At 43.8% G+C, this 13,315-nt stretch carries 11 protein-coding genes; 4 read left to right on the top strand and 7 right to left on the bottom strand.

Annotation, left to right across the window (positions count from 1 at the left end):
- Positions 1-153: 153 nt before the first annotated feature.
- A complete protein-coding gene (locus R7O03_RS10075) occupies positions 154-963 on the top strand; it encodes a hypothetical protein (protein WP_213960464.1) in 810 nt (269 codons plus the stop codon).
- A gap of 110 nt (positions 964-1,073) precedes the next feature.
- Here the strand turns inward: R7O03_RS10075 and fadR are convergent, their stop codons facing one another.
- Complete coding sequence (gene fadR, locus R7O03_RS10070; RefSeq protein ID WP_005380824.1) at positions 1,074-1,913, bottom strand: fatty acid metabolism transcriptional regulator FadR; 840 nt, start codon at positions 1,911-1,913, stop codon at positions 1,074-1,076.
- Positions 1,914-2,552: 639 nt separating this feature from the next.
- Between fadR and nhaB the strand changes: the two genes are divergently transcribed.
- Positions 2,553-4,139, top strand: a complete 1,587-nt coding sequence (gene nhaB, locus R7O03_RS10065; protein ID WP_005380822.1) for a Na(+)/H(+) antiporter NhaB — start codon at positions 2,553-2,555, stop codon at positions 4,137-4,139.
- An 83-nt stretch (positions 4,140-4,222) separates the two neighbouring features.
- Entirely contained in the window at positions 4,223-4,759 is a 537-nt protein-coding gene (dsbB, locus tag R7O03_RS10060; RefSeq protein ID WP_031781113.1) for a disulfide bond formation protein DsbB, read from the top strand.
- 79 nt (positions 4,760-4,838) lie between these two features.
- Here the strand turns inward: dsbB and R7O03_RS10055 are convergent, their stop codons facing one another.
- On the bottom strand, positions 4,839-5,456 hold the full coding sequence (locus tag R7O03_RS10055; protein WP_005380818.1) for a YecA family protein: 618 nt from the start codon (positions 5,454-5,456) through the stop codon (positions 4,839-4,841).
- Positions 5,457-5,626: 170 nt separating this feature from the next.
- Between R7O03_RS10055 and dusC the strand changes: the two genes are divergently transcribed.
- Complete coding sequence (dusC, locus tag R7O03_RS10050) at positions 5,627-6,586, top strand: tRNA dihydrouridine(16) synthase DusC (protein WP_017633856.1); 960 nt, start codon at positions 5,627-5,629, stop codon at positions 6,584-6,586.
- A 50-nt stretch (positions 6,587-6,636) separates the two neighbouring features.
- Here the strand turns inward: dusC and R7O03_RS10045 are convergent, their stop codons facing one another.
- The 5 genes from R7O03_RS10045 to R7O03_RS10025 form a co-directional block, all read right to left on the bottom strand.
- Positions 6,637-8,097: a sensor domain-containing diguanylate cyclase gene (locus R7O03_RS10045; protein WP_005387278.1), complete on the bottom strand. Its 1,461-nt coding sequence runs from the start codon at positions 8,095-8,097 to the stop codon at positions 6,637-6,639.
- Positions 8,098-8,271: 174 nt separating this feature from the next.
- A complete protein-coding gene (gene malZ / locus R7O03_RS10040; protein ID WP_262657317.1) occupies positions 8,272-10,098 on the bottom strand; it encodes a maltodextrin glucosidase in 1,827 nt (608 codons plus the stop codon).
- A 141-nt stretch (positions 10,099-10,239) separates the two neighbouring features.
- A complete protein-coding gene (locus tag R7O03_RS10035; protein ID WP_005387275.1) occupies positions 10,240-11,034 on the bottom strand; it encodes an ABC transporter ATP-binding protein in 795 nt (264 codons plus the stop codon).
- Complete coding sequence (locus R7O03_RS10030) at positions 11,031-11,966, bottom strand: ABC transporter permease (protein WP_005380812.1); 936 nt, start codon at positions 11,964-11,966, stop codon at positions 11,031-11,033. The genes R7O03_RS10035 and R7O03_RS10030 overlap by 4 nt, the downstream gene beginning before the upstream one ends.
- Positions 11,967-12,140: 174 nt before the next feature.
- The gene (locus tag R7O03_RS10025; RefSeq protein WP_017633858.1) at positions 12,141-13,106 is read right to left on the bottom strand and encodes an ABC transporter substrate-binding protein; all 966 of its coding nucleotides are present in this window, start codon (positions 13,104-13,106) and stop codon (positions 12,141-12,143) included.
- Between the last annotated feature and the right edge of the window lie 209 nt (positions 13,107-13,315).

The raw sequence follows: 13,315 nt of genomic DNA, 5'->3' as shown, positions 1-13,315 counted from the left end.
TGACTGAATTCACACTTTTGGGGAGTTTGTGCACCAAACTTGTACAGCACCTCTCCCATAACAATCCTAAATTACTGTTTTAATAGAATTTAATTAGTGGCATCAAAACTGCAATCTTCCTTGTTAGGTCCAAACACTAACAAGGAGTTGGTTATGTTTGTTTTGATTTCCACACTATTGTCCATCGCTATTTTAGCCGGAATATATCACTTATCTTCTAAAAGAGAGCAGCAACATGCGCGCAAATATCAGCTGTTAACATTGTTGCGGGATGTTGTTCACCTTCTGAGACACCACCGAGCTGCTACTCACTACTCGCTTCAATTCCAACAAAACGATCAACAAAAATTGGACGCTCTTCATGATGCTCTGACTAACAAGCTGCATCTTCTAGTCGAAACATCACGGTTTGAAAACAAACCCATGTATCGCGTATTACAGATTAAAGTAGGGAAACTACTTGAACAATGGAATGACCATAGTGTTGCAAGAAACCAGATGGAGCATGGTAAGTTAATTCGTCATTGCTTGTTTTTGATGGATGAAGTAACCATCGCATGGCTAGCGGTTGAACAAAGAGATGACTTGCATAATGAGTATCACATGAACTGGCAAAACATTATGGATAGCTTGGAGACCCTGACTCAGTTACGAATCAGCATTCAAGATTTAGGAGAGCAAGGCGGAAATGAACGTTTCAAAAATTATGCATCGGTCATGATGCGTAAGCTAAACCAACTAGCGGTTATCGCTCCACTTAGCATTACCTCTCCTGCTTCCACGCACTCAATACAGACGCTAAATGAATACGTGACAGAGAGTCATGTCGACTTAACAGAAGCAGAGCTTTATGGCGTCACATCGGACTTGTCATTGACCATCTTCAATACTTACGACCATGTCCTTTCAGATGTTGTAGAGTCATTATATCTACCGTTACCCAGACTCTCGCTAGCAGGATAAACGTTCCATGCCTTATTATTGGTGCTTGGTTCGTCGCCGACTTATAAATAAAAACAAAAAAACCGCAGGCCTAAGGCACTGCGGTTTTCGCTTATCCAACTTGTCAGCGCTTAACTGTCGTCTTCCGTGAAGTTCGTTGGTAATTGCTTTTTCATTTCGTTCCAGATCAACGCACTTTCCATACCATAATGACGAATCACTACTGGTAGTTGTTCACGCTGGCCACTTTCACAAGTTTCGAGCAATTGATGGTAAAACTTCAGAGCTAGCTCACGAGAAGCTGGATTTGAGAAGTAGTAGCTACCGACACGATCGTAGAGCTTCTTCAAACCATTAAAGATCAAACCGTAAATTTGATTTCCTGAATGGAATGCTAGGCGCTGGAAAAGCATATAATCGTAAAAGTTGAACGTTTTAGCAATCAAGATTTCTTGACGCTTCGCTTCATCTTTCTCGTTATCTTCTTTTACATTCTGCAGAACTTTTTCAGCATACGGCGAAGAAGCGATGAATTCGTCCCAGGAAGCCGCATTCATTAAAGCTTCACAAGATTCGATTACGTTCTTAATTGTACGCTCAGAGCTCTCTTTGTTCGCTTTAAATGCATAGCGCATAAAGATAGGACTGATGTTGGTACGTGCCGCAAGCAGATCTTCTACAATGTTTGTCGCATTATCAACGTCTAGCGTCATTAAAGTATCCAAAATATGCAGACCAGAGGTCTCCATAAATTGGTTAACTTTCGTAGGTTTGCCGTGCTGGATAGTCAGCCATCCATCACGGGCTAGTCGTTGAAGAACCTCTCTTAAAGTCGTTCGAGTAACACCAATCAGTTCGGACAGCTCGCGCTCAGCAGGTAAAATTGAGCCTGGAGGAAAACGGCCGTTCCAAATGCTCTCGATAATATATTTTTCTGCGAATCCCGCAGGGCTTTTCGCCTTTATGACCATTCTACTTTTTATCCAATATTGATTTCTGAGGGTCGATACTACTCATCATACCACTACTTAGCGGTTTGAGAAAATTTACGATCAATAGTGGAAACGACTACATAACATAGAGTTAATACTCTATATGTTGTGTCAATTTAAGAGGCTCTAACATGCGATCGAAAGCAGTAAAATATGAATTTTCATTTAATTAAACAGCTCACAAATCTCGGAGAAATAAAGACAACCGTGTCACATTTTTATATTCAAAATATGAAAAATTACTTTGTATATCACAGTTAATATTCTTTCTTAATTTGCCTTTTCTCGTCACTGACCGTCATTTAAAATCCAAGAGGATTTTTTTAAGACTTTCATGGTATAGTAGCGCCGTTTTGATCGCGTTATTACATTTAAAAAGTCATTTTAGTCGGTAGCATCACGTTTTGTTATTGACTAATAAATGCCTGAGTGTAGAGTTTGCGGTCGAAAGTGAGCGGTGCTTGAGTTCAGGGGAAGTAACTTGGCAAGACTACAATAAACAAAGGATTGTTGTTTTACTAAGTTATTGTTTTTAAAGACTAGTTAATAAGTCTAACAAACAGATACTTAAGCACTATTGTAGTGTCTATTCATAATTTTGTTATAAAGAGAATTATCATGCCGATATCGCTCGGAAACGCTTTTATCAAGAACTTCCTTGGTAAAGCGCCTGATTGGTACAAAGTTGCCATTATAGCCTTCTTAATAATTAACCCGATTGTATTCTTCCTAATAAACCCATTTGTAGCTGGATGGTTGTTGGTCGCTGAATTTATTTTCACGCTAGCAATGGCATTAAAATGCTACCCATTACAACCTGGCGGTTTACTTGCTATTGAAGCCATTGCTATCGGCATGACTAGCCCTGCGCAAGTTAAGCACGAATTAGTAGCAAACATCGAAGTACTGCTACTTCTGGTATTTATGGTTGCGGGCATCTACTTCATGAAGCAGCTATTGCTGTTCATTTTTACCAAAATTTTACTTGGCATTCGCTCTAAAACCCTACTATCACTCGCGTTCTGCTTTGCTGCGGCATTTTTGTCTGCATTTTTGGATGCCTTGACGGTTATCGCCGTTGTTATCAGCGTGGCGATCGGCTTTTACTCTATCTATCACAAAGTAGCGTCTGGTAACCCTATCGGTGACCATGACCATACACAAGATGACACGATCACTGAACTAACGCGTGATGACCTAGAAAACTATCGTGCCTTTTTGCGCTCTTTGTTGATGCATGCTGGTGTAGGTACTGCCTTAGGTGGCGTAACCACGATGGTTGGTGAACCTCAAAACTTAATTATTGCAGACCAAGCGGGTTGGTTATTTGGTGAATTCCTAATCCGTATGTCTCCGGTGACACTACCTGTATTTTTCTGTGGTCTCATCACTTGTGCTTTAGTTGAAAAGCTTAAAGTGTTTGGCTACGGCGCGAAGCTTCCTAACAACGTTCGTCAGATCCTCGTCGATTTTGACCGTGAAGAGCGTAAAACGCGAACAAATCAAGATGTCGCAAAACTCTGGGTTCAAGGTCTTATTGCGGTTTGGTTGATCGTTGCACTCGCTTTGCACTTAGCGGCTGTCGGCTTAATTGGCCTTTCTGTGATCATTTTAGCGACCGCATTTACTGGTGTCATTGAAGAGCACTCCATGGGGAAAGCGTTTGAAGAGGCCCTGCCCTTCACTGCACTGCTTGCAGTATTTTTCTCGATCGTTGCTGTAATCATTGACCAAGAGCTGTTTAAACCAGTCATCGATGCGGTGCTTGCCGTTGAAGATAAAGGTACTCAGCTAGCTCTGTTCTATGTGGCGAATGGCTTATTATCTATGGTGTCGGATAACGTGTTCGTTGGTACGGTTTACATCAATGAAGTAAAAACTGCACTCATTGAGGGTCTCATTACTCGTGATCAGTTCGACTTACTGGCGGTGGCAATCAATACTGGTACTAACCTGCCTTCTGTTGCAACGCCAAACGGTCAAGCGGCATTCCTATTCTTACTCACATCGGCTCTCGCTCCATTAATTCGTCTGTCTTACGGTCGAATGGTTATCATGGCGCTGCCTTACACCGTCGTTCTTGCGATTGTCGGTCTGATGGGAATCATGTTCTTCCTAGAGCCTGCAACAGCTTCTTTCTACGAAGCTGGTTGGATTTTACCTCATAGTGGTGATCTGACTCCCGTAGTATCCGGTGGTCACTAAAATTTGAGTTGATTAGGAAACTTATCCACGATAAAAAGCTCTGAGTATTCAGAGCTTTTTCTATTTCAGACAGGAACAAAAACGTGACTATTTTAAATTCACTTAACCAGTTTTCAAAGGGACGTTTATCGTGGCTACTGCTTCTGCTATTCGTCGTTTTCTTTGAAGCATGTGCCCTCTATTTTCAGCACGTCATGATGCTTGCACCATGTGTCATGTGTATTTATGAAAGAGTCGCGATGATGGGAGTGGGCGTCGCTGCAATGGTTGGTATATTGGCACCCAAGAACCCAATTTTCCGCTGGCTAGGTTTGATAGGCTGGGGATTAAGTGCTTACAAGGGTTTGTTACTTGCGATGCAGCACGTTGACTACCAGTTTAATCCATCACCATTCGCGACTTGCGATTTATTCGTCACATTCCCCAGCTGGGCTCCGCTCAATCAGTGGGTTCCTTGGATGTTTGAAGCATATGGTGATTGCTCTAAGGTTGTGTGGCAGCTCCTTGATTTATCAATGCCACAATGGTTAGTAGTAATTTTTGCAGGCAATTTAATCGCTTTGGCATTAATTGTAATTGCACAATTCTTCCCAGCAAAACCCGTTAATCCAATTCGTTAATCCTACTGACGCGTAAAAATTAACAAAAAGCCGACCATCTGGTCGGCTTTTTGTTAAGTGGATAGCGCGGCGATTCGCTTTAGCCGCGTGATTGACCACAGCACTGCTTGAATTTTTTTCCGCTCTCACAAGGACAGGGATCATTGCGCCCGATACCTTTGAATGGGTTTAGGCTTTGAGCTTTATTGCCTACCATTAACTCATCCGCGCCCAGCGCGACTTCACCGACCATTAAATCAAGCTGATCGACTAAATCTGTCAGGGCCGGTGGCGTTTCAATACCTGCGTCGCGCATCTGTTGCTGCGTTGCTGGCTCATCGATAGCCAGCATCAAAGTGGTCAGTAATGCTTGCAGCATACGCTGTAATCCATCATTGAGCTCAACGTCTTGCCACTGTTCTTCAATCATTGGCCAAACAGACATAAAGCCTTCGGCAAAATCAGCAAGTTGTTCAGGTTCTTTGCCTGTTAGCTCTAGCACGGAATATTCGTTTCGTTGAATTCGGTTATGCTGCTTGTGAATTTGCTCTTCCACAGCTGGTTGAATCGCTTTGAATCCCTCACCTAATAGCGGCTCTAACCACTTTTCAGGAGCGAGTGGTTTTGTCGTCAGATTCGCAGCTAACACTGCGCCTTCGATAAATAGGCAAGATTCATCGACGTGAACTTCACCTTTTTCAATCAATGTGTATTGCATGACATCTGGTTTCCCATAAATTTGGCGGCATTATACCTCAGAGCTCAAAAGCACGTAACCTAACGTTGTGTGTTTGACTGCATTGGGCGCTTCGAGTCTTTTAATGACAAACTTAACTTACATCGCTACAATCGCCCTCCTTTTTACCACCAAACTGTATTAGGCAAGCTATGCGAGTTGTACTAGGCCCAATGGAAGGCGTTTTAGATCATTTGATGCGCCAAATCCTGACCGAGATAAACGACTATGACCTGTGTGTTACGGAGTTTGTTCGCGTAATCGACCAGCTATTACCCGATCATGTGTTTCACCGTTTATGCCCAGAGCTGTTGCAAGGTTCTCAGACTGCATCTGGTGTGCCAGTACATGTGCAATTGTTGGGACAAGAACCGAACTGGATGGCTGAGAACGCAATTAAAGCGGCAAACCTTGGCGCAAGAGGCATTGATATAAACTTTGGTTGCCCAGCCAAAATGGTCAACAAAAGTAAAGGTGGAGCAGCGCTACTCCAGCATCCAGAGCTCATTCACCGTGTGGTTAAAGCTTGTCGAGAAGCCGTTCCAGAAGCCATTCCCGTAACTGCAAAAATTCGTCTTGGCTGGGAGAACCCTGAAGATTGCTTTGAAATTGTCGATGCCATTCAGTCTGCTGGCGCAAATGAATTGACCGTACACGCACGTACTAAACAAGGTGGTTATAAAGCTTCTGAGATAAAATGGGATTACATCAACCAAATTCGCGAACGTTTTGATATCCCACTGATAGCGAATGGTGAAATTTGGAATTATGAAGACGGTCAACGTTGCATTGAAACGACTGGCGTTAACTCTTTGATGGTGTGCCGAGGCGCTTTCAATATCCCTAACTTAGGCAATATGGTGAAACATAACCACCAGCCAATGTCATGGCCCGAGGTGGTTGAGTTGCTCATCTATTACTCCAAGTTCGAGATGAAAGGCGATAAAGGCTTGTATTACCCAAACCGCGTAAAACAATGGTTCTCTTACTTACGTCAGGCTTATCCTGAAGCAAAAGACCTATTTAGAGAAATCAGAACGTTTAACAAAGCCGCACCAATTGTTGAGCATATTCAACGCTACCGCGATGACTTAAACTCTCAGGTTGCATAATTCCCGAACACAAAAAGGACGAATATCTCGTCCTTTTTAGTACCTAAATCCTAGTAACAAATCTTATTTTTTCCGGTACTTTTGGCTTGATATAACTTTTCATCCGCCGCTTTAAACAACTCATCAAAGTTTTCTACTCGGCTCTCTTTACTAAACACCACACCGCCAGAGATCGTAAAGCCTTCTTTCGTTACGCGTATCGAGCGCTCATCTATGGCTTTTTTTACTCTGTCTAAAATGAGTTTAATGCCTTCTGAATCTTCGTCATAAATAGCTAAAACGAACTCTTCGCCACCAAACCTTGAGGCAACATCGGTATGGCGAATATTTTCACGTATACATTTTGCAACAAGCTGAATTGCAGAATCACCGACATCATGACCATAGGTGTCGTTGATCTTCTTGAAGTTATCAATATCGAACACTGCCAAAGCAACCTGTTTTTTTGTCATCTTATTACGCCACACGGTTTGCATACCTCGACGATTCAATAAGCTGGTCATTGGGTCTCTTGCTGCCAGTTCTTTAAAGTAACGTCGCTCGCTATGCATATTCACATAGAACAAGACGACGGTACTCAGCACGTAAATAAATAGTGCGACAATAAGGCTGTATTTTTCAAAAACCGCTAGGTTCTTAGCTTCATCCCAAAGGTTGTACTCGTAGTACATGCTGTGATTCGCACTCAATCGCTCTAATTCGACTGGTTTGATTCGTGTACTGTTTGAAGGAATGGATTGTAAATTGGAAACCAAATGAAACTGACCTACAAGACCTAGCGATGAAGCCATGAGCGTATTGATATCAAAATCAATAGACAAAACACCTTGGTGTTCTCCTTTCTCATAGACGGGTACCGTCATACTAATGACTTGACCTTCCATCGAGTCCAACACAGGCCCTGGTCCAGCCAAGGTAATGTTCACTTTATCTTGCGCGGTTTTTTGCCAAAAAGGTCGGGCTTTTAGCGTTGACAAAAGCTCTCTTGTGAAATTTTTTGCGTAGGTATCGGGTGAGGAGATAACGTAACCGCGCTTGTCAATGTAATGGATTCCAACAATGTGCGATTCAATATCGTGTAGAAATGACAATGACGGCGCAAAACCCGCCTTTTGTTCAGCTAACTGGTTAATCGTTGAACCTTGCTGACATAAGCTTTCGTCCCCTACGATCATATAATCAAGGTCAACCGCAGGTAACCCTTCACTATAAACACTTTCGAGTAATAACACATCTATAGGCCAAAGATAACAAAGCCCTTCTTTGACTAAAGAATTATGTTCTTCAAACAGTGGGTTAGCGTAATTGGTATAGTTGGTGAAGCTGTAATCTAAAGCCGTGAGTACTTTAATACCGCGAGACATTGCACGCTCGATACGCGAATACTCAGAATCGATATAGCGGTTAACCGCATCATAGTAATTTTTCGTTGTCACGAGTAAAACCACTACAAATAACGCCAGAGGAAAAAAGATGACAAATGAGAGGCTAAATCGCCTTTGGTTTACCATTGAGTACCATGCATATGAAAGGTCAATAGTCTCTTATGACTGCTATTAAATTGATACTCGTTATCTGGTGACGCATGCAATGCAGCACCAGATAACAAGAGACCAAACAAATGTGTGCGCGCTGTTTGAGACCGTTTATATATTAAAGGAGTTTAATCAATATAGAGTGTGGTGTCACTTTAGTCGCCATAATTTGCAGCTCTGTGCCGACATATTGACAGAGATATGACCTTTATAATCAACCTGTTCTGTGTCATCTAGCAACGATATAACTTGGCTAACCTCCAAGCCCAGTTGCCACATAGGTAAATCGATTGAACATTCATTACCACTGAGATTAATCATAACAACGACTGCTTCACGACCTAGTACACGTGCGTACGCCAACTGGTTGTTAGTGCAATGCAGCCATTGAATACAGCCCGACTGTAAAGGCTTACATTGTTTACGTATCTTGATCCATTGTTGGTAAAGCGATAGCCATTGTGAACTTTCGATTTCATTCCAAGGAAAACAGCGACGATTATCCGGGTCTAGACCTCCTTCTAGACCGACTTCACTCCCGTAGTAAAGACAAGGCGTGCCAACGTAAGTCATAAGCATTGCTAGCGCGATGTTCATTTTACGCTTATCACCATCAACCAGTGTGATAAACCGAGCAGTATCGTGACTATCGAGTTGATTTAGCTGCGATAGCTGATTAGAAAATGGGATTTTTGCTCTGGCTTCGTCCAACCATGCTTTAAACTCCAAACCATCAATGTTGATTGGATCGTACATAATGTCTTGTCGTGCGATAAAAGCTCGAACTGGATGAGCAAAACCGTAGTAGTTCATCGCCCCATCCTCTTGATCACCTTGCAACCACTGCGTTGCTTCAAAAAAGTGCTCACCTAACACATAAGCATTCGGGTTTACTGACTTAGTCGCATTACGAAACGCTGCCACATAATGAGCATTGTTTTTCGCGCCGTCTCCTTCGCCAAGCATATGGATTACATCAAACCGCCAGCCATCAACCAAGTACGGTGGCTTCAGCCAATACTTGATGACAGACTCTTCACTTTGGTAGATGTAGTCGCGCACCTGTTCATTTTCAAAGTTCAGAACCGGTAAGTTACCAATGCCTTTCCAACCAATGTAGTGATTGGTTTCGCCTTCGAAAAAGTAGTAATCACGGAACTTTGACTGCGGATTGCCATACGCTCCTTCTCCTTTTTGTTCTATATCAAACCAAGGATGATGCACTGATGTGTGGTTAAACACCGCGTCTAAGACAATCTTCATATTCTTACCACGGATTTTCTCACACAGTTCAGCAAACTGATCATTGGTGCCGAACATAGGGTCAACAGTGAAGTAATCGGTGGTGTCGTATTTATGATTACTTGGTGAAGAAAAGATCGGATTAAAATAAAGCGCAGTAACGCCGAGCTGTTCAAGATAGTCCAACTTTTGTTCTACACCTTTGAGGTCGCCGCCAAAGAATTCACGTGCCCCGGTATTTTGGTGAGAGCCTACCGCGTCTCCCCACGCCTTGACGAACGAGGCAGAATCATACTGAGCATAAGCGTGGCGAATATCAGACTCACTTTTACTAGCAGAAAAACGGTCAGGAAAGATTTGATAGAAAACTTGCTCTTGGACCCAGCTTGGTGGTTGATGCTCTACATTCAACTTAAAGTGGAACTCTTTGGGTGGAATACGCTTTTGTACGCCTCGTGCATCGAGCCAGTATTGTTGTCCGTCTTTGAGGAGCTTAAACACATAATGTGTGACATCTCGATCTTGATTTGGTCGAAACAATGCCTCCCATAGTAATAATTCACCAGCCGTTCCTACTTGAGCCATGTCGACCAGATATTCTTCATTGTCCGGCTCAATACGCACATAGACGGAATCAAAATCCAATGTCTCGGTTTTCAGTCTGACTGTAACTTGCTCGTCATTAAAAGCTAAACCATCAATAGTTTGACTATGAAAAATAAATGGCAGGTTCATTATGGGCACTCCTCGTCATCGGATATGCCACTATGTTATTGAAGAATTAGAGACAAGAAATCCTCCTTGCGAGTTGACATATCAGCCAATTTTCTCAAGGAGGATCACACTTAGTAGGCGTAGTGACTTGTCGGATACCGCTTAGTTCAACAAGAGACTGTCATCTGCCAGCTCTTCACCACGCACTTTGGAGAACATATCCAACAAGTCTGGTACCTGCATGTTAGCGCGCTGCTCTCCAGCCACATCAAGCACAATTTCACCTTGGTGAAGCATTACGGTCCTATCGCCACATGCTAATGCGTCTTTCATCGAATGCGTCACCATCATCACTGTTAAATCGAACTCATCAACAATACGTTTAGTTAAGTCGATAACAAACGCCGCCATACGAGGATCAAGCGCAGCCGTGTGTTCATCAAGCAATAACAGCTTACTCTCCGATAACGTCGCCATCACAAGGCTAACGGCTTGTCGCTGCCCACCAGACAGCAACCCAATGCTATCGCCCAAGCGGTCTTCTAAACCAAGACCGAGGATGCTAATTCGCTCTTGGAACAGCTTGCGACGTTTAGTAGAGAGCGCCAACCCCCAGCTGCGTTTTTTACCACGCATGTGCGCTAGAGCCATGTTCTCTTCTATCGTCAGTTCACCACAAGTCCCGGCCAATGGATCTTGAAACACTCGGGCGCATTGCGTCGCACGTTGGGCAACCGTCTGCTTGGTGACGTCTTTGCCGTCAATGATAACCTGACCACCTATCATCGGCGTCTCACCTGTCACCGCACCAAGCAACGTCGATTTTCCTGCGCCATTAGAACCAATCACGGTAAGAAATTGATGCTCTGGAACCTCTAAAGAGACGCCTTTCAATGCACGATTTTCCAAAATCGTCCCAGGGTTGAACGTGACCTGAATATTATTTAGTTCGATCATAATGCCTCCCCAGAACCATTTTTTGATGCCGCTTGTTTAGCATCAGTAACGCGTTGTTTCGCTCTCATGCTCTGTTTTAGCTTCGGAGCAATAAGCGCCACAGCCACCAATACTGCGGTAACAAGGTTGAGGTCTGAAGCTTGTAAACCAAACATGCCAGAACTCAAAGCGAAAGCCACTGCAAGGCGATAAAGTACCGAACCGATGATGACCGCAAACACCGCAACCCAAATCTTGCGCCCGGGAATAAGGGTCTGCCCCAAAATCACAGCTGCCAAACCAACGACAATGGTGCCCACGCCAGAGGTCACATCCGCAAAGCTGTTCGTTTGTGCAAACAACGCGCCTGCGAATCCCACAAACCCGTTGGATAAAGCCAAGCCAAAGTAGGTATAAAAGCCAGTGCTCGCCCCTTGCGCAGAAACCATACGCGCATTCACACCCGTGGCTCGTAAACCAAGACCAAAGTCGCTGTTCAGCAGGCGAATGACAAAGAAAGCGGACAGAAGAACTAAGGCCCCAACAACCAGAGGGCGAATAAACATCGCATCGCCCAATGCTTCAAACGGAGTGAGAATCGTATCCTCTCCAAGCAACGCCATATTAGGTTTGCCCATAATACGAATATTAATTGAAAATGCAGCGATCATGGTAAGAATGGAAGCTAACAGGTGTAAAATACCACACCGAACAGCCAGAAAAGCGGTTACCCATCCCGTCATACTACCAGCTATCATCGCCATTATTGTCGCAAGCCAAGGATTAATACCTGCGACAATCGCCGTTGCAGCCACCGCCGCTCCCATTGGAAAGCTGCCATCCACACTCAAATCGGGGAAATCGAGAACACGGAACGTAAGATACACACCCAGAGCGACTAGGCCATAAATCAAGCCAATTTCGAGTGCACCAAAAAAAGCAAATGCAGACATAACTGCTCCTTTCTGCATGCTCAGGCTGGCTAATACCAACCTGAACGTAAGACTTCTAACGTATACTCCCCTTCTTCTCTAGCAGAATGCTTTACACGAGAAATCTGGAGAGTATCAGTTTTGGGGCAAGCCTCTATCAACCAACGTGACAGGCTTAACCCCAAAAAGCATTACTTATTGCATGCTTGTCGCACGTTCAACCACAGAACTTGGCAGCTTGATACCGAGCTTAGATGCTGCGCTTTCATTAATTACAAGGTCAGAGCCCGTCGCGACTTTTACATCCAGCTTGCCTGGTTCTTGACCATCAAGAATCGCCGCCACGTAATCCGCGGTTTGTACACCAACCTGGTAGTAGTCAAAACCTAAGCCTGCAATAGCACCCTTTTCGACATACGACGTCGCGCCACCAAATACAGGTTTCTTCGCTTGATTCGCTGCCACAATCATCCCTTCAATCGCACTTGCAACTGTATTGTCTGTTGGGGCGTAAAGAATGTCTGATTTCGCTGCAATCGCTTGAGTCGCAGACTGAACATCAGCACTTTTTAGTGCGGTCGCTTCAACCACTTGTATGCCTTTTGCTTTTGCGCTTTCTTTTAGTAATTCAACTAAAGTCACGGCATTAGCTTCACCGGGATTAAATACAACCCCGATGCTTTTCACCTGAGGAAGAATTTCTTGGATGAGATCGACATGCTGAGCAACGGGTGAAAGATCAGACAGGCCAGTTACGTTTTTGCCTGGTTGTTCCATCGACTTAACCAATTTCGCACCAACCGGATCTGTTACCGCAGTAAAGACAACAGGAATAGAGCGAGTAGCCGACACCAAAGCTTGTGCCGAAGGTGTCGCGATGCCAACTAACACATCGGGATTTTCGCCGACGTACTGACGGGCAATTTGCACCGCAATCGCTGGATTACCCTGTGCGGTCTTATAATCAAATTCTAGATTTTTGCCTTCTTCGTAGCCTTTCGCTTTCAAACCATCAAGTAACCCTTGGCGCGTCGCGTCTAACGCCGGGTGTTCGACAATCTGTGAAACTGCGACAGTTGCAGTGGCGGCCAGTACATTGGTAGAAGAGAAAATAGCAGTAGCTGATAGAACGGCAGTGGCTAATAAACGTTTCGTTTTCATCATAACTCCTTGATGTGACTTCGTCCTTGTTTCACGAGCTTTCAATATGTGTATCGACTCGTGAATTCAAATGTTTGAAGGCGGTATTGTTGTGTTCATATAACTGTGCACTTCTTGCGCATCTTGTTTTTATTATTACTACTAAGTCTTAGTAAAGAAAAGAAAGATTTAACACTAAAGCAACATTTGTGATCGGGGGGACTTCTTCA

Source organism: Vibrio sp. Vb2960 (genome assembly GCF_033337665.1).
In the GTDB taxonomy this organism is placed as follows: Bacteria; Pseudomonadota; Gammaproteobacteria; order Enterobacterales; family Vibrionaceae; genus Vibrio; species Vibrio alginolyticus.
Note: the sequence above shows the minus strand (reverse complement) of the source record. Positions and strands in the feature narration are given on the sequence as shown.